This is a genomic window from Pseudoxanthomonas jiangsuensis, assembly GCF_010093185.1.
GTDB lineage: Bacteria > Pseudomonadota > Gammaproteobacteria > Xanthomonadales > Xanthomonadaceae > Pseudoxanthomonas > Pseudoxanthomonas jiangsuensis.
In genome coordinates this window covers 48,190-64,058 of record NZ_PDWL01000014.1, presented here as the reverse complement: position 1 = coordinate 64,058, position 15,869 = coordinate 48,190, and the positions used below count along the sequence as shown (strand labels likewise).

Below are 15,869 nucleotides of genomic sequence, written 5' to 3'. Positions count from 1 at the left end.
ATCGGCAGGCCGCGTGCACGGCATGCGAAACGCGGGCCGCGCAGGTGAACAGGAGTGAAGAGGAGGTTGCGGCTCAGGCCGCGTGCTGCAGCCGCGGCATCAACACCTGGGCGGTGACGGCGACGAAATGGCAGACGCTGCCGGCGATCACGAACATGTGCCAGATCGCGTGCGAGTAGCGGATCGACTCGCGGTGGTAGAAGTAGGTGCCCAGGGTGTAGAAAACGCCACCTGCCAGCAGCCAGCCCAGGGTCCAGCCGTCGAGCGAGACCAGCAGCGGCTTGATCGCCACGACCACCAGCCAGCCCATGGCGATGTAGATCGCGGTGGACAGCAGCTTGAAGCGGCCGGTGTAGAACAGCTTGAACACCACCCCGGCCACGGCCAGGGTCCAGATCGCGGCAAACAGCCCCCAGCCCCATGGGCCGCGCAGACCGATCAGGGTGAACGGGGTGTAGGTGCCGGCGATCAGCAGGTAGATCGCGCAGTGGTCGAACACCTTCAGCCGGCCCTTGGCGACCGGGTGCTGGATGGCGTGGTACAGGGTGGAGGCGAGGTACAGCAGCAGCAGGGCCACGCCGAACACGATCGCGCCAGCCAGCTGCCAGCCGTCGCCGTAGATCGCCGCCAGGGTGATCAGGACCGCACCGCCGGCCAGCGCCAGCACCGCGCCCAGGCCGTGGGTCAGGGCGCTGGCGATCTCGTCGCGGATGTCCAGCAGGTGGTCGGCCCGCTTGCGGGCGCGCAGGGTCTGCAGCCGGGGGGTGTGGATCATGCGGCTAAATTACCGCAACGCAGCAAGGCTCGCACCGTGCCCGCGCCGTCCGTTCAGTCGCCGGCGCGGGCCTCGATACGCAGGGCGGTCGAATCGTCTGGAAGCCGCGTGCGGCCGCCGCAATCGGCCGGGCTTCAGGTCACCGCCACGCTGTGGGCGTGCTCGCGGGTGGCGCTGAAGCGCACGTCGGGCGCGCGCTCCTGGGCCAGCTGCAGGTTGACCCGGGTCGGGGCCAGGTAGACCAGCTCGCCGGCGGCGTCGATCGCCAGGTTCATCGCGTTCTTCTCGCGGAACTCCTCCAGCTTCCTGGCGTCGGCGCAATGGATCCAGCGCGCGGTGGCCACCCCGACCGGCTCGAAGCTGGCGTCCACCCCGTACTCGTCCTTGAGCCGGTAGGCGACCACGTCGAACTGCAACACGCCGACCGCGCCCAGGATCAGGTCGTTGCTCATCAACGGCCGGAAGAACTGGGTCGCGCCTTCCTCCGACAACTGGGCCAGGCCCTTCTGCAGCTGCTTGAGCTTGAGCGGGTCGCGCAGGCGCGCGCGGCGGAACAGTTCCGGGGCGAAGTTGGGGATGCCGGTGAAGCTGAGCGACTCGCCCTCGGTGAAGGTGTCGCCGATGGAGATGGTGCCGTGGTTGTGGATGCCGATCACGTCGCCGGGGAAGGCCTCGGCGGCGATCTCGCGGTCGGAGGCCATGAAGGTCAGCGCATTGGCCAGCTTCACCTCCTTGCCGGTGCGCACGTGGAAGGCCTTCATCCCGGCGGCGAACTGGCCCGAGCACACGCGCATGAAGGCCACCCGGTCGCGGTGCTGCGGATCCATGTTGGCCTGGATCTTGAACACGAAGCCGGTCAGCCTGTTCTCCTGCGGCGCCACCTCGCGCCCGGTGGTGGCGCGCGCCTGCGGCGGCGGTGCGTGCTCGACGAAGAAGTCCAGCAAAGGCTGCACGCCGAAGTTGTTCACGCCCGAGCCGAAGAACACCGGGGTCTGCTCGCCGCGCAGGTAGGCGTCCTTGTCGAACGGGTGGCTGGCGCCCTGCACCAGTTCGAGCTCGTCGCGCAGCTGGGCCAGCATCTGCGTGCCGACCACCTCCTCCAGCCCGGGCGCGTCCAGGGACGGGAAGATGGTGGAGTCCTGGCGGGTGAAGTTGCGGCCCGGCTCGTACAGGTGGACCTCGCCGGTCACCAGGTGGACCACGCCCTTGAGCCGCTGGCCCATGCCGATCGGCCAGGTCACCGGCGCGCACTGGATCCCGAGCACGGTCTCGACCTCGTCGAGCAGGTCGATCGGGTCCTTGCCCTCGCGGTCGAGCTTGTTGACGAAGGTCATGATCGGGGTGTCGCGCAGGCGGCACACCTCCATCAGCTTGATCGTGCGCTCCTCCACGCCCTTGGCCACGTCGATCACCATCAGCGCACTGTCCACCGCGGTGAGCACCCGGTAGGTGTCCTCGCCGAAGTCGGCGTGGCCGGGGGTGTCGAGCAGGTTGACGATCCGGCCCTCGTACGGGAACTGCATCACCGAGGAGGTCACCGAGATGCCGCGCTCCTTCTCCAGCGCCATCCAGTCGGAGGTGGCATGGCGCGCGGCCTTGCGGCCCTTGACCGAGCCGGCCATCTGGATCGCGCCCCCGAACAGCAGCAGCTTCTCGGTCAGGGTGGTCTTGCCGGCGTCGGGGTGCGAGATGATCGCGAACGTGCGCCGGCGCGCGGCTTCGGTGGAGACTTCGGACATGGGGTCGGGCGCCGGAAGGCGCTTGCTCGGAGCGGAAAGCCGGCAATTATACGGGGCAGGCCGACGCTAGTTCTGCAGCCAGGGATGCGGGAGCGCCCGCAGCCGCGCCAGCGCCGCGCCCTGCAGGAGCACCCCCGCGATCAGGACCAGGCTCCAGGCCGTGTGCAGCCAGGACGGCGGGTCGCCGCGCATCGTGGCCAGCATGGTCGCCATCAACCCCAGGATGAGCGCCACCACCAGCGCCGCGCAGGCCCAGCGCCCCGGCCGCGAGCGCAGGGACAGCAGGGTCGCCCCGGACATCAGGAACAGGCTGCCGGCGCAGGTCCACATCAGCATCAGGTAGTACCCGCGCGGCGCGTCCACCGCCAGGCCGAAGCCGGCCATCACCGCCAGCGCCGGCAGGCTGCGCACGATCGCCTGCCGGCCGAGCTGGGCGGCCAGCGACGGCGCCGGACGCGCGGGCAGGCCGGGCAGCAGCGCCAGTTCGTGCAGGCCCAGCGCCGGGCGCCAGAACAGCGTCTGCAGGCGGATCATGGGGGCGAAGGCGGTACTGAGCACCATCAGCGGCGCGAAGGCCAGGCCGATGTGGCCGCGGCCGCCGGTGGTGTTGCCGAGCAGCAGCCAGAACAGCGCCACCGCGACGATCGGGCCCTGGGTGGCCAGCACGTTGCGCAGGGTGCCGCGGCCGAAGCCGGGGCCCAGGGCGATGGCCAGCGCCTGCTGCGGCTCGCGGTGCAGGGCGCTGCCGATCGGCGTGTCCAGCGCGAACAGTGGCGAGTTCCAGTTCGCCTGCTGCGCCTGTTCCAGCGAACCGCGGCCATCGGCCGGCAGCGCCAGGGCCATCGGCGTGGACCAGGTGCCCTGCGGCCGCGGTCGGCGCGCGATCCACCACCAGCAGGACGCGCTGGCGGCGAACAGGAGCGCCGCCAACGCGGCGATGAACAGGGGAGAGCCGAGCCAGGCCCGCGCGGTAGCGTCGTCGAGGCTACCGGGCAGCCAGCGCGCGGCCACGCCCGAAGCGATCAGCACCCACATCATCCACGGCGGCATGCTCACCCAGAACAGGCCCAGCGCGGTGGCGGCCGCCAGCGCGGCCGCGGCCAGGGCGAATCCGCCCCCGGTCGCCATCGTCATGATCAGGGCCGGCACCAGCACGACCAGGACCGCCGCGGCCAGGCCGCATAGCAGGGCCTGGCGGCCGGTGTGGGGCAGCCGCAGCCGCGCGGCGTGTACGGTCAGCGCGATCAGCCGTGCGCCGGCCAGCATGGCCCAGAACATGGTGAACACGGCGGACAGCATCAGTCCGAGATTGGATGCCGTGTCGGGCTGCAAGCCGATCAGCACCAGCAGCGGGCCAGGCCCCATCCCCAGCAGGATCAGCGCATTGGCCCAGCCGCCGGCGGCCAGGATGGTGCGCAGGGGCGCGAGCGACGGATACGACAGGCGTGGACGCTCAGCGATGGCGTTCATCCGGCCACCTCGATGAACAGGTCTTCCAGGCCCAGCCGGTCCACCCGCACGCCCTCGACCAGCAGCAGGTCCTGCCAGCCCTCGCGGCCCGCCAGGACCAGGCTCGCGGTGCCGTCGTCGAGGGCGCGACGCGCCAGTTCGCCGGGGAATGCAGCCGGCAGGCGCGCGGCCGCCGCGGCCGGCACGACGACCCGGACCACGCCGTCCTTCACCTCGTCCAGGGCGCGGTCCAGCAGCAGGCGGCCGTCGTGCAGGAACGCCACCCGCGAGGCCACCCGCTCCAGGTCGCTGACGATGTGGCTGGAGAACAGCACCGTGGTCCCGGTGTCCATGGCCTGTTCGACCAGCTCGCGCAGCAGTTCGCGCCGGGCCACCGGGTCCAGGGCCGAGGCCGGCTCGTCCAGCACCAGCAAAGCCGGCCGCGGCGCCAGCGCGCGGGCCATGGCCAGGCGCTGGGCTTCGCCGGGGGAGAGCTTGCCGATCGCGCGCGCCGGATCGATCTCCCAGCGCCGCAAAAGCGCGGCCGCATGCGCCGGGTCCCAGCCCGGATACAGCTGGCCCAGGTACTGGAACAGCTGGCCGACCTTCATCCAGCCGAAGGCCTGCGGCTGCTGCGGCACGTAGCCGAGCCGGGCCTTGCGCGCGTCGTCCAGGGCCAGGGCCGGCGCGCCCATCAAGCGCGCCTGCCCGCCCTGCGGCCGCAGCAGGCCGAGCAGGCAGCCGATCAGGCTGCTCTTGCCGGCGCCGTTGCGGCCGATCAGGCCCAGTACTTCGCCGCGCGGGACCTCCAGGTCGATGCCGCGCAGCACCTCGCGGCGGCCGTAGGCCAGGCGCAGGCCGGTGGCGGCCAAGGGCAGGTCCAGGTCCAGGTCGTGCCGTGCGACGGCGGTGGCCAGTGCGTTCATGCGTCCTCCTCCTCGAGCAGTTGCCGCAGCCGCGCGAGCACGCGGTCCACGGGAAGTTCCAGTTCGCGGCCGTGGCGCGCGGCCTCGCGCAGCGCCGGTTCCAGCTGCTGCATGCGCGCGGCCACGCTGTCGCTGCGCTGGCGCCGCGCGGCCACCGCCATGCCCTTGCCGCGCAGCCGTTCCAGCACGCCCTCGGCCTCCAGCTGGCTGTAGGCGCGCGACACGGTCATCGGGTTGATCGCGTGCGCGGCGGCGACCTCGCGCACCGACGGCAGGGCGTCGCCGGGGCGCAGCTGGCCGGCGCTGACCAGGCGCCGCAGCTGCTCGGCGATCTGGCGGTAGATCGGCTCGGGCAGCGCAGGGTTGACGTGCAGCAGGCGTGCATCCATGTGTATCAATACAACAATACACTTGGGGCGAAGTCAAGCGCCGGCGTGGTCCGCGGTGGGCTTCAGCGCGAAGGAGTCCCGGTGTCGCGGGCGAACTTCAGCTCGCCCAGGGCGCCGAACATCCGGATCGGGATCGCCTCCAGGCGCATCCCGCGGTTGACCTGGACCACGAAGTGCAGGTGCGGGGCGGTGCTGAAGCCGGTGTTGCCCGACAGGGCGATGCGCTGGCCCTGGCGCACGCGCTGGCCGGGGCGGACCAGCACGCCTTCGGGCTTGAGGTGGGCGTACAGGGCCATGCTGCCGTCCGGATGCAGGATCCGCACGTAGTTGGCGCGGCCGCCATAGCGCTCGCGGTCCAGGCCGGCGCGGGCGAAGTCCGATTCCACCTGCAGCACGGTGCCCTCGCGCGCGGCCAGCACCGGGGTGCCCTCGGGCACGGCGAAATCGATGGCGTAGCGGTTCTGCGCGTCGTTGTGGCTGAAACTGCCACCGAAGCCCTGATCGACCCGGACCAGGGCGTAGTCGAACGGCAGCCGGTAGTCGAAATCCAGCGGCCGCGCGCGCGGGTCGCCGGGCAGATAGTCCAGGGTCAGGTCGAAGTTGCTGGCCAGGCGCGGATCGGACGGATAGACCCGGGCGACCAGGCCCTGGCCGTTGGCCGGCACGGTGGTGCGGGCCGGCAGGTTCGGGGCCAGGGTGACGTTCTCGCCCTGGCGCAGGTTCAGCTGCACCTGCATCGGTCCGGGCAGGCGGTTGTCGGCCCAGGCCTCGTAGTGGCTGCCCTTGTTCACCAGGCGCAGGCTGGCCCCGCTGCCGCTACCGCGCTGGAAGCTGAGGCTTTCGGCCGGCTCGGCGGTGGAACCGGGCGGCGGGGTGTCGCCGTAGTGGGTCACGCCGTTGGCGTCGCGCCAGCGCCAGAAGCGGGCCGCGCCCGCGTCCGCGGGCAGCAGCAGGGCCAGGCCCAAGGCTGCGAGCAGGAAGCGAAACCCGGTACCGCGGTTCATCGCGGGCAGTGCGCGGACAGTCGCAGGGCGCGGGCGATCTCGCGCAGGTCGAACGCGGCCAGGGCGCGGTCCTCGTCCAGCGCGAACAGGGCGCCGCCGGGGAAGCGCGCGCTGGGCGCGGCGAACAGGGCGATGCCGTCGGTCAGCGCGGTGCGCTGGCCGGTGAAGCTGCCGGCCGCCGCCAGGCTGCCGCGCGCATACAGGTGGAAGCGGGTCGGGCGCAGCTGCTCGGCGGCGATCCAGTAGCCGTCGCCGTCGCCGCATTCCCACAAGGCCACGCCCTCGGCATCGCCCTCGAACGGCGGCAGGCTGCGCCCGCGGTAGCGGCCGTCGAGCGCGTACTCGCGCAGGGTGGGGCCGACCCGGTGGTCCTCCTCGGCGATCATCAGCCGCCGGCCCGCGGCATCGCCGGCGATCGATTCGACCATCTGCAGGGCGCCATCGCCGGTATCGCCGAAGGACCCGGCGTAGTCGGCGTGCACGCCGCCGGCATCGACCCGGACCCGGAAGCGCTTGACCCGCTCGGCCAACTGCTCGCGCGGCGGCGGCACGCCCTTGGCGAAGTCCTGCATGAAGCTGTCGGTGACCAGCACCTCCCATCCGCCCGCGTCAGCCGGGTGGACCCACAGGCCGTAGGGCACGCGCAGCTGCTCGCCGCCGAAGCTGCCGAGCGGTTCCAGCGCCGGCAAGGACAGCACCTGCACCCGGTGGTTGTCGCGCTCGACCACGAACAGCAGGTCGCCGCCGATGGCGATCCCGTTGGGCCGGGCGAAGCGGCCGGGCGCGGTGCCCGGCCCCCCGGTCTCGCGCACGCGCTCGCCGTCGGCGGCGTCGAACACCACGATCTTGTCGCTGCGCTTGGCGGTGGCGAACAGCCACAGGCGGCCGGCGCGGTCCTGCCAGGGCGCCAGCGAGTCGAGTTCGTCGTCTTCCACCGCGGGCGAGGTCCAGGCCTCGGCGACGACCGCAGGGGCTGGCAGCGCGGGATCGACCGACAGCGCGACCGGTGGCGGCGGCGCCGGCTCGACCGCGACGAGGGTGGGCCGGGGCGCGGCGGCGCAGGCGGCCAGGCCCAGCAGGCTGGCAGCCAGGACGGTACGGGGCAGGGAGGCGAAGGCAGGCATCGAGGGATTATCGGCAGCGACCCGGGCGGACGGGAAGGGCCGGGGTCGCGATTGTTTCATCGCTGCATCCGGATGGAGCGATTGACAGGCCGCCGGGGCGCTGGCACTCTGTGCCGGCCATCGAGACCGGCGGAGGGACAGGCCCTTTGATGCCGGGGCAGCCCGCGAATCGCGCAAGCGTTCGCGTAGGTGCCAAATCCTGCGGGGGACCACGCGTCCGCCGGAAGATGGTTCGTCGCGTGCGGCATGCACGGCGAACGCGGGCCCCGCGAAGGCTCGATGGCGGTTTTCCCCGGAACCCGCCATGAGCCTCGTGAACACCGCCCCGCATCCCGACTCCGTCGAGCCTTCCTGTAGCGAGCCGCACGCCGGCCGCGCCGCGCCGTCCGCGCAGCGCGGCGAAATCGCGGTGGCCTTGCCGATGCGCCACGCCGGCGTGCGCCAGGTGGTGCTGCGCTACGAACTGCAGGGCCAGGGCGACGGCCCGGTGGTGTTCATCGCCGGCGGCATCTCCGCCCATCGGCACGCCTCGGCCAGCGCGACGTTCCCGGAATCGGGCTGGGCCAATGCCCTGGTCGCCGCCGGCCGCGCGCTGGACCCGGCCGTGGTGCGGGTGCTGGCGTTCGACTACGTCGGCGCCGATGGCCGCCTGGATGCGCCGATCGACACCGCCGACCAGGCCGACGCGATCGCCCTGCTGCTCGATGCACTGGAAATCGAACGGCTGCAGGCCTTCGTCGGCTATTCCTACGGTTCTATGGTCGGCCTGCAGTTCGCCGCCCGCCACCCGGGAAGGCTGCAGAGGCTGGTCGCGGTCAGCGGCGTGCACCGTCCGCATCCCTACGCCAGCGCCTGGCGCGCGCTGCAAAGGCGTGCGGTCGCGCTGGGCCAGATGCAGTGCGCCGACGTGCCGGGCCTGGCCCTGGCGCGGCAGTTCGCGATGCTCAGCTACCGCACCCCGGAGGAGTTCGGCGAACGCTTCGACGCCGCCCCGGAGATCGTCAACGGCCGAGTGCGCTGCGCCGCCGAGGACTACCTGGACGCGGCCGGCGCGCAGTACGTGGCGCGCACCCCGGTCACCGCCTTCCTGCGCCTGTCCGAATCCATCGACCTGCACCGCCTGGACCCGGCCAGCGTGCCGGTGCCGGTGACCGTGGTCGCGGTGGAGGGCGACCGCCTGGTGCCGCTGTCCGACTCGGTGTCGCTGGTGGAGGGCCTGGCCGGGCGCGGCCAGCTGCGCGTGCTGCGCTCACCCTACGGCCATGACGCCTTCCTGAAAGAAACCGACCGCATCGACCTCATTCTCGCCGCCGTCCTGCGCGGCCAAGGAACCGCCGCATGAGCCAGAACGACCCCAAGACCTGCCGCCCCGCCACCGCCGCCGTGCGCGCCGGGATCGACCACGACACCGCATACGGCGCGGTCACCCCGCCGATCGTGCTGTCGAGCAACTTCAGCTTCGACGGCTTCGGCAACAAGCGCCAGTACGACTACACCCGCAGCGGCAACCCGACCCGCGACCTGCTGGGCGAGGCGCTGGCCGAACTGGAAGGGGGCGCCGGCGGCGTGGTCACCGCCACCGGCATGGGCGCGATCAACCTGGTGCTCAACGCCCTGCTGCAGCCGGGCGAGCGCCTGGTGGTGCCGCACGACGCCTACGGCGGCAGCTGGCGGCTGTTCAACGCGCTGGCGGCCAAGGGCCACTTCGAGCTGATCACCGCCGACCTGACCGACCCGCGCTCGCTGGCCGACGCCCTGGGCCGTTCGCCCAAGCTGGTGCTGGTGGAAACCCCGTCCAACCCCCTGCTGCGGGTGACCGACCTGCGCGCGGTGATCGACGCGGCGCACCGCGCCGGTGCGCTGGTGGTGGTGGACAACACCTTCCTGTCGCCGGCCCTGCAGAAGCCGCTGGCGTTCGGCGCCGACCTGGTGGTGCATTCGACCACCAAGTACGTCAACGGCCACAGTGACGTGGTCGGCGGCGCGGTGGTCGCGCGCGACCCGGAGCTGCACCAGCAGCTGACCTGGTGGGCGAACGCGCTGGGCCTGACCGGCTCGCCGTTCGACAGCTTCCTGACCCTGCGCGGCCTGCGCACCCTGGACGCGCGCATGCGCGTGCACCAGGAGAACGCGGCCGCGATCGCCGCCCTGCTCGACGGCCACGCGGCGGTGGAGAAGGTCTACTTCCCCGGCCTGGCCTCGCACCCCGGGCATGCCCTGGCGGCCAGCCAGCAGTCCGGCTTCGGCGCGATGCTCAGCTTCGAGCTCAAGGGCGGGCTGGCGGCGGTGCGCGCCTTCGTCGATACGCTGCGCTGGTTCACCCTGGCCGAGTCGCTGGGCGGGGTGGAGAGCCTGGTCGCGCATCCGGCGACCATGACCCACGCGGCGATGAGTCCGGAGGCGCGGGCCAAGGCCGGCATTTCCGACGGCCTGTTGCGGCTGTCGATCGGGATCGAGGCCAGCGAGGACCTGATCGCCGACGTCGCCGGCGCCCTGCTGGCGGCCGAGCGCGCCGCGGCCGCCGCACCGGAACGGGTGGAGGCGTGAGCGCGGTCGCCGGCTCCGGTCCGCTGGCCGGCCGGCCGCGCATCGAGCGGCCGCGCGCCGCCGGCGCGCGCAAGGCCGGCAATCCGGTGGCGGCGCGGCGGCTGGCCCTGCTGGGCACCGGCACGGTCGGCGCGGCCTTTCTGGCCCGCTACCGGATGCTGCAGGAACGCGGCGTGGCCCTGCCGCGGATCGTGTGGCTGGCCAATTCGCGCACGGTGCTGGGCGACGTGGCCGATCCGCAGGCGGCGCTGGCGCGGGCCAATGCCGCGCCGCGGCGCGAGGCCGAGCTGCAGGGCTGGGCCGAGGCCGAGGCGCTGCGCGCCGGCGGGATCGTAGTCGACGCCACCGCCAGCGAGCTGGTCGCCAACTGGCACCCGGAATGGCTGGCGCGCGGGGTGAACGTGGTGACCGCCAACAAGCTCGGCCATGGCGGGCTGCTGGCACGCTCGCAGGCGATCTGCGAGGCGCAGGCCGACACCGGGGCGCAGTACGGCGACGCCGCCACGGTCGGCGCCGGCCTGCCGGTGCTGCGCAGCCTGCGTGCGCTGGTCGCCGGCGGCGACCGGATCGAGGCGGTGGAAGGCGTGCTCTCCGGTTCGCTGGCCTGGCTGTTCAACCATTACGACGGGGCGCGGCCGTTCTCGGCGCTGGTGGCGCAGGCGCTCGACGCCGGCTACACCGAGCCGGACCCGTGCATCGACCTGTCCGGCGAGGACGTGCGGCGCAAGCTGCTGATCCTGGCGCGGGCGGCGGGCCTGGCCCTGGACGGGCGCCAGGTGCGGGTGGATTCGCTGGTGCCGGAGGCGCTGGCGGCGGCCTCGGCCGGCGCGGTGCGCGAGGCGTTGCCGTTGCTGGATGCGCCGCTGGCGACGCGCCTGGCGGAGGCGCGCGCGGTGGGCGGCAGCCTGCGTTTCGTCGGCCGTTTCGATCCGCAGGGCGCGGAGGTCGGGCTGCGGGTGCTGCCGGCGGGGCATGCGCTCTGCGGTGGCGCAGGCACCGACAACCGGGTGGCGATCCGCAGCGACCGCTACCGTGCGCAGCCGTTGCTGATCCAAGGGCCGGGCGCGGGCGCGGAAGTCACCGCGGCGGCTTTGCTGGACGACGTGCTGAGGATCGCGGCGGGCTGAGTCTGGCGCTGTCCGGTCATTTCGACGGCGGACTCCCTCCGAAGCCGGCGCAACCTCATGCTTTTGCGGTTGCGGCTGTCAGATCGGCTCCTACGAAGCGACGTCCACCGCCCCATCGCGCCCGAACATCTCCAGGCTGCCGCTTTCCACCAGCCACCAGGGGTCGCCATCGAGGACCGGCGCATCGGGTGCGGGTTCGCAGCCAGGGACCGGGCGGTAGGCGAACCAGGCGTTGCGGCCGGAGGCCTTGGCCCGGTACAGGGCGCGGTCGGCGAGGGTGACCAGTTGCTCCCAGCCCAGCAGGTGCGGGGTCCGGCGGAAGACCGGGCATTCGATCAGCCCGATGGAGACGGTCAGGCGGTGGCTCATGCCGTTGCCCAGGTCGAAGGCGTGCGCGGCGATCCGCTCGCACAGGCGCTGTCCGATCGCGGCCAGACCGTTCCGCGGGCAAGGGCGGAACACCAGCAGGAACTCCTCGCCGCCCCAGCGGGCGACGTAATCGCCCTTGCGCACCAGCTCGCCCAGCACCTCGCCGAACTGTTCCAGCACGCGGTCGCCGGCGGCATGGCCGTAGGTGTCGTTGATCGCCTTGAAGTGGTCCACGTCGAGCAGCGCGAACACCACCGCTTCGTCGCCGGCGCGGAAGGCCGGATCGCGCTCGTAGAAGGACAGGTCGGCGGGGACCTGGCGGGCGAGGTAGCGGCGGTTGTGCAGGCCGGTCAGCGGGTCTGTGAAGCTGATCGCCTCCAGCCGGGCGTTGGCGGCCTGCAGGTCGCGGGTGCGCTCCTGCACCAGGCGTTCGAGCCGGTTGCGCTGGCGGGCGTGGCGGCTCTGCAGCCAAAGATAGCCCAGCCAGGGCACGCCGCCGGCCAGGATCAGCAGGAGCAGGCGGAAGCCGGGGGTTTCGTGCAGGCGCGGCGGGATCTCGAGTTCGACCCGGGCGGCGCTGGCCAGAGGCTTGGCGCGGGCGAAGTCGGCCACTTCGAAGGCGTAGCGGCCCGGCGGCAGGTTGGTATAGGTGGCGGTGCGCAGGGCCGGGTCGTCGAGTTCGCGCCAGCCCTGCTCGTAGCCGGTCAGGCGGTAGCGCAGCTGCGGCGCGCGCAGGGGCTGGAAGGCCGGCACGGTGAAGTCGAACTTCAGGTCGCGCGCGCCTAGCGGCACCTGCAGCGGGGCGTCGCGGCGCGGGACCATCCAGCGGCCCTGGGCCTGCAGGCGTTCGATCCGAACATCCGGTGCCGGCGCGGTGGTGTCCGGCAGGGTGGTGTCCACCAGCAGGGCGCCGTCGCGCGTGGGCAGCCACAGCCGGCCGTCGCGCAGCAGGCCTCGGCTGTTGCCGGCGCCGTTGCAGCACTTGTCTAGCTGGCCGCCGGGGCGGTCGGCGCCGGAGTTGATCACCATCGCCGCGGCCACGCGGTGGGAAGGGTCGGCCAGGACCCGGTCCAGCTCGGCCATCGGCAGGCGGTAGACCCCGCGCATGCCGGCCACCCACAGCTCGCCCCCGGTCTGGGCCAGGAAGAAGGCCACGTTCGCCGGCAGGTCCTGGGTGCGGCCGATGCGGTGCCAGCGCTGGCCGTCGTACACGCGCAGGTCCTCGCCGCTGGTGCTGCCGGCCACCCAGCGGCCGTCGTCCAGCTCCAGGAAGGCGCTGATCATGGTGTCGTCGGCCAGGCCGGTCTGCCGGCCCAGGGGCAGGATGCGGCCGTCGCGCCATTCGTACAGGCCGCGGTAGGTGCCCAGTAGCAGGCGGCCGTCGCGGGTCTGGTGGACCAGGCGCACACGCGGATCGGCCAGGCCTTCCCGCTCGGCGTAGCGCACCAGCCCGCCGCTGGGCGGCAGCATGAACAGCCCGGCGGTGGTGGCGAACCACAGCCGTCCCTCGCGGTCGCGGACGATGCCGTTGACCTGGGCCTCGCGCAGCGGGGCGAGGACTTCCGGGATCTCCACCCGGCCCTGGCGCAGCACCGCCACCCCGGAGCGGGTGCCGATCCAGGCCTGGCCGGCTTCGACCAGCAGGCTGTAGGCCTCCGGGTGCGGCAGTTCGGCGCCGCCGACGCGGCGCTGGAAGCGGTCGCCGCTCCAGGCATCGACCCCGTCGCTGCCGCCGACCCAGATGCTGCCGTCCGGCGCCGGGGCGATCGACCACAGCAGCGGATTGCCCAGCCCTTCTGCCTGGCCGAGGCGGCGGGTCCAGCCGTTCCATAGGCGGGTGACGCCGTCGACCATGCTGCCCAGCCACAGGCTGCCGTCGCGGTCCTCGAAGATCGCGCGGATCGCGTTGCTGCCCGGCGCGCCCTGGATGCGCTCGGCCGGCCGGCCCGGGCGCAGGCGTTCGAGGTGCTGCGGGGTGGCCACCCACAGGTTGCCGTCGCGGTCGGCACGCAGGGCCTCGACCGGTGCGCCGGCATCGGGACCGGAACCCGCCATCCGCCATCCGCCGCCTTCACGGTGGAACAGGCCCTGGCTGCTGCCGGCCCACAGGCCGTCGCCGCGTGCGGCCAGGGCGGTGACCTGGGCGGACTCGGCACCGGCCGGCAAGGGGTGGGCGTCCACGCCGGCGGCGCCGGCCCGGAATACCCGGCCGACGCTGCCGATCCACAGGCCATCGGCACGCGGCAACAGGCTCAGGGCGGGGCCGGGCAGCGGATGCAGCGGCCGCAGCCGTCCGCCCTCGGCGACGTACACGCCGTCCGGGCCGGCCGCCAGGATCCGCCCCGCATCCAGGGCCAGGGCGCGGATCGGGAAACCCGCGGCCTGCGCATCGGCGGTGGCGGCCGGCAGGACCCGCTGGAAGCGGCCGTTCTCCAACACCAGCAGGCCCTGCGAGGTGCCCACCCAGAGCCGCCCGGTCGCATCGGTCAGCAGGGCCTGGACATGGCTGCCCAGCTCGCTGGCGTCGTTCTGGGTATAGCGGAAGAAGCGCGCGCCATCGAACCGCGCCAGCCCACCCTGGGTGCCGAACCAGAGGTAGCCGGCCGGGTCCTGGGTGATCGACAGCACGCTGATCTGCGGCAGGCCCTGCTCCACGCCCCAGCTGTCGGCCACGTAGTCGCGGAACGGCTTGTCCGCATCCAGGGCGTGCGCGCCCGGCGCCAGGCCGGCCAGTGCGGCCAGCAGCACGAGGGCCGCGCGTCGTGCGGCACGGCGGATGCCTGGGCCCGCGGCCTCCTGCCGGCGGCGGATGGCGGACGGAGCGTCGATCGAGATCCCCCCGGTTCCCGTTGGTTCTTGCTGAAACCTTCAAGACCGGTAACGGCGGCCGCGGCAGCGACTTGAGCCGGGCAGCCCGGCCTTCAGCACTCGATGACGTTGACGGCCAGTCCTCCGCGGGAGGTTTCCTTGTACTTGTCCTGCATGTCGCGGCCGGTGTCGCGCATGGTGCGGATGACCTTGTCCAGGGAGACCTTGTGCTGTCCGTCGCCGCGCAGGGCCATGCGCACGGCGTTGATGGCCTTGACCGCGCCCATGGCGTTGCGCTCGATGCAGGGGATCTGGACCAGGCCGCCGATGGGATCGCAGGTCAGGCCCAGGTTGTGCTCCATGCCGATCTCGGCGGCGTTCTCGACCTGGGCGGGGGTGCCGCCCAGGGCGGCGGCCAGGCCGGCGGCGGCCATCGAGCAGGCCACCCCGACCTCGCCCTGGCAGCCGACCTCGGCCCCGGAGATGGAGGCGTTCTCCTTGTAGAGGATGCCGATGGCCGCGGCGGTGAGCAGGAAGTCGTGGACGCCGCGTGGGGTGCTGCCGGGGCAGAAGCGGTCGTAGTAGTGCAGGACGGCCGGGATGATCCCGGCCGCGCCGTTGGTGGGGGCGGTGACCACCCGGCCGCCGGCGGCGTTCTCCTCGTTGACGGCCAGGGCGTAGAGGTTGACCCAGTCCAGGGTGGTAAGGGGATCGCGCATGGCCGCCTCGGGCTTGGCGGCCAGCTCGCGGTGCAGGGCCGGGGCGCGCCGGACCACGCGCAGACCGCCGGGCAGGGTGCCGTCGGCGCCGATGCCGCGGGCCACGCAGGCCTGCATGGCGGCCCAGATCCGGTCCAGGCCGGCGTCGATCTCCTCCGGGGTGCGCCAGGCCTGCTCGTTGGCGCGCATGACCTGGGCGATGGACAGGCCGGTGTCCTGGCAGCGGGCCAGCAGTTGCGCGCCGGAGGCGAACGGATGCGGCAAAGGGGTCTGGTCGGGGACGATGCGATCGCCGGCGGCCTCGTCGGTGTTGACCACGAAGCCGCCGCCGACGGAGTAGTAGTCGCGGGTGGCGAGGACCTGGCCTTGGGCATCGAAGGCGGTGAAGCGCATGCCGTTGGTATGGAAGGGCAGCTTCTGGCGCTTGTTCATGGCCAGGTCGTGCTTCTCGTCGAAGGCCACCGTATGGCCGGGGGCCAGCTGCAGGGTCTTCTCGGCGCGGATGCGGGCCAGCCGGGCGGGGATGGCGTCGGGGTCGACGGTGTCGGGCTGGTGGCCTTCCAGGCCCAGGAGCAGGGCGGTGTCGGTGCCGTGGCCGCGCCCGGTCAGGGCCAGGGAGCCGAAGACCTCGGCGCGGACCCGATCCACCTGGGCCAGGCGCCCGGGCTCGATCAGCCAGCGCTGGACGAAGCGGGCGGCCGCGCGCATCGGCCCGACGGTGTGCGAGGAGCTGGGACCGATGCCGATCTTGAACAGGTCGAACGTGCTGACGGGCATCGGCGGTGTTGCGGGGCGGGTGTGCGCGCGATTGTATTGGTTGCGTGCGCAACCGCGCATGACGCGCTGCGGGGCGGGTGTTCGCCGCCGGCGACGGCCGGGCTGCGCGATCGGCG

At 72.9% G+C, this 15,869-nt stretch carries 12 protein-coding genes and 1 riboswitch; of the genes, 3 read left to right on the top strand and 9 right to left on the bottom strand.

Translation table 11 applies throughout. The annotated features are described in order from the left end of the window. Positions 1-73 precede the first annotated feature (73 nt). From trhA to CSC62_RS10165, 7 genes are all read right to left on the bottom strand, one after another. Positions 74-775, bottom strand: coding sequence for a PAQR family membrane homeostasis protein TrhA (trhA, locus tag CSC62_RS10195; protein WP_246194336.1), 702 nt, complete (start codon positions 773-775; stop codon positions 74-76). Positions 776-909: 134 nt separating this feature from the next. Further along, positions 910-2,514 carry a peptide chain release factor 3 gene (locus CSC62_RS10190; protein ID WP_162406077.1) on the bottom strand — a complete coding sequence of 535 codons (1,605 nt, stop codon included), beginning with the start codon at positions 2,512-2,514 and terminating at the stop codon, positions 910-912. Between the two features lie 66 nt (positions 2,515-2,580). Then, positions 2,581-3,984, bottom strand: a complete 1,404-nt coding sequence (locus CSC62_RS10185; protein ID WP_162406076.1) for a hypothetical protein — start codon at positions 3,982-3,984, stop codon at positions 2,581-2,583. After that, complete coding sequence (locus tag CSC62_RS10180; RefSeq protein WP_162406075.1) at positions 3,981-4,889, bottom strand: ABC transporter ATP-binding protein; 909 nt, start codon at positions 4,887-4,889, stop codon at positions 3,981-3,983. Before CSC62_RS10180 ends, CSC62_RS10185 begins: the two co-directional genes overlap by 4 nt. Further along, positions 4,886-5,278 carry a GntR family transcriptional regulator gene (locus tag CSC62_RS10175; protein WP_028916347.1) on the bottom strand — a complete coding sequence of 131 codons (393 nt, stop codon included), beginning with the start codon at positions 5,276-5,278 and terminating at the stop codon, positions 4,886-4,888. The genes CSC62_RS10180 and CSC62_RS10175 overlap by 4 nt, the downstream gene beginning before the upstream one ends. Positions 5,279-5,340: 62 nt before the next feature. After that, positions 5,341-6,282 carry a peptidoglycan DD-metalloendopeptidase family protein gene (locus CSC62_RS10170; RefSeq protein WP_162406074.1) on the bottom strand — a complete coding sequence of 314 codons (942 nt, stop codon included), beginning with the start codon at positions 6,280-6,282 and terminating at the stop codon, positions 5,341-5,343. Continuing rightward, positions 6,279-7,406: an NHL repeat-containing protein gene (locus tag CSC62_RS10165; RefSeq protein WP_162406073.1), complete on the bottom strand. Its 1,128-nt coding sequence runs from the start codon at positions 7,404-7,406 to the stop codon at positions 6,279-6,281. The genes CSC62_RS10170 and CSC62_RS10165 overlap by 4 nt, the downstream gene beginning before the upstream one ends. A gap of 114 nt (positions 7,407-7,520) precedes the next feature. Continuing rightward, positions 7,521-7,640, top strand: a riboswitch (SAM riboswitch). A 70-nt stretch (positions 7,641-7,710) separates the two neighbouring features. Between CSC62_RS10165 and metX the strand changes: the two genes are divergently transcribed. Genes metX through CSC62_RS10150 form a run of 3 tightly spaced genes read left to right on the top strand, consistent with a single transcriptional unit; the run spans position 7,711 to position 11,080 of the window. Further along, a complete protein-coding gene (metX, locus tag CSC62_RS10160; RefSeq protein ID WP_162406072.1) occupies positions 7,711-8,748 on the top strand; it encodes a homoserine O-succinyltransferase MetX in 1,038 nt (345 codons plus the stop codon). Continuing rightward, complete coding sequence (locus CSC62_RS10155) at positions 8,745-9,953, top strand: O-succinylhomoserine (thiol)-lyase (protein ID WP_162406071.1); 1,209 nt, start codon at positions 8,745-8,747, stop codon at positions 9,951-9,953. Before metX ends, CSC62_RS10155 begins: the two co-directional genes overlap by 4 nt. Positions 9,954-9,994: 41 nt before the next feature. After that, positions 9,995-11,080, top strand: a complete 1,086-nt coding sequence (locus tag CSC62_RS10150; protein ID WP_162406120.1) for a homoserine dehydrogenase family protein — start codon at positions 9,995-9,997, stop codon at positions 11,078-11,080. Positions 11,081-11,170: 90 nt separating this feature from the next. Here CSC62_RS10150 and CSC62_RS10145 read toward each other — a convergent pair whose 3' ends face one another. Together CSC62_RS10145 and CSC62_RS10140 are read right to left on the bottom strand one after the other, a co-directional pair. Next, positions 11,171-14,197, bottom strand: coding sequence for a ligand-binding sensor domain-containing diguanylate cyclase (locus CSC62_RS10145; RefSeq protein WP_162406070.1), 3,027 nt, complete (start codon positions 14,195-14,197; stop codon positions 11,171-11,173). 173 nt (positions 14,198-14,370) lie between these two features. Next, positions 14,371-15,753, bottom strand: a complete 1,383-nt coding sequence (locus tag CSC62_RS10140) for an L-serine ammonia-lyase (RefSeq protein ID WP_162406069.1) — start codon at positions 15,751-15,753, stop codon at positions 14,371-14,373. Positions 15,754-15,869 lie beyond the last annotated feature (116 nt).

Coding starts and splice junctions, on each gene's coding strand:
- trhA (WP_246194336.1), bottom strand. CDS start 775: ATGATCCACACCCCCCGGCTGCAGACCCTGCGCGCCCGCAAGCGGGCC.
- CSC62_RS10190 (WP_162406077.1), bottom strand. CDS start 2,514: ATGTCCGAAGTCTCCACCGAAGCCGCGCGCCGGCGCACGTTCGCGATC.
- CSC62_RS10185 (WP_162406076.1), bottom strand. CDS start 3,984: ATGAACGCCATCGCTGAGCGTCCACGCCTGTCGTATCCGTCGCTCGCG.
- CSC62_RS10180 (WP_162406075.1), bottom strand. CDS start 4,889: ATGAACGCACTGGCCACCGCCGTCGCACGGCACGACCTGGACCTGGAC.
- CSC62_RS10175 (WP_028916347.1), bottom strand. CDS start 5,278: ATGGATGCACGCCTGCTGCACGTCAACCCTGCGCTGCCCGAGCCGATC.
- CSC62_RS10170 (WP_162406074.1), bottom strand. CDS start 6,282: ATGAACCGCGGTACCGGGTTTCGCTTCCTGCTCGCAGCCTTGGGCCTG.
- CSC62_RS10165 (WP_162406073.1), bottom strand. CDS start 7,406: ATGCCTGCCTTCGCCTCCCTGCCCCGTACCGTCCTGGCTGCCAGCCTG.
- metX (WP_162406072.1), top strand. CDS start 7,711: ATGAGCCTCGTGAACACCGCCCCGCATCCCGACTCCGTCGAGCCTTCC.
- CSC62_RS10155 (WP_162406071.1), top strand. CDS start 8,745: ATGAGCCAGAACGACCCCAAGACCTGCCGCCCCGCCACCGCCGCCGTG.
- CSC62_RS10140 (WP_162406069.1), bottom strand. CDS start 15,753: ATGCCCGTCAGCACGTTCGACCTGTTCAAGATCGGCATCGGTCCCAGC.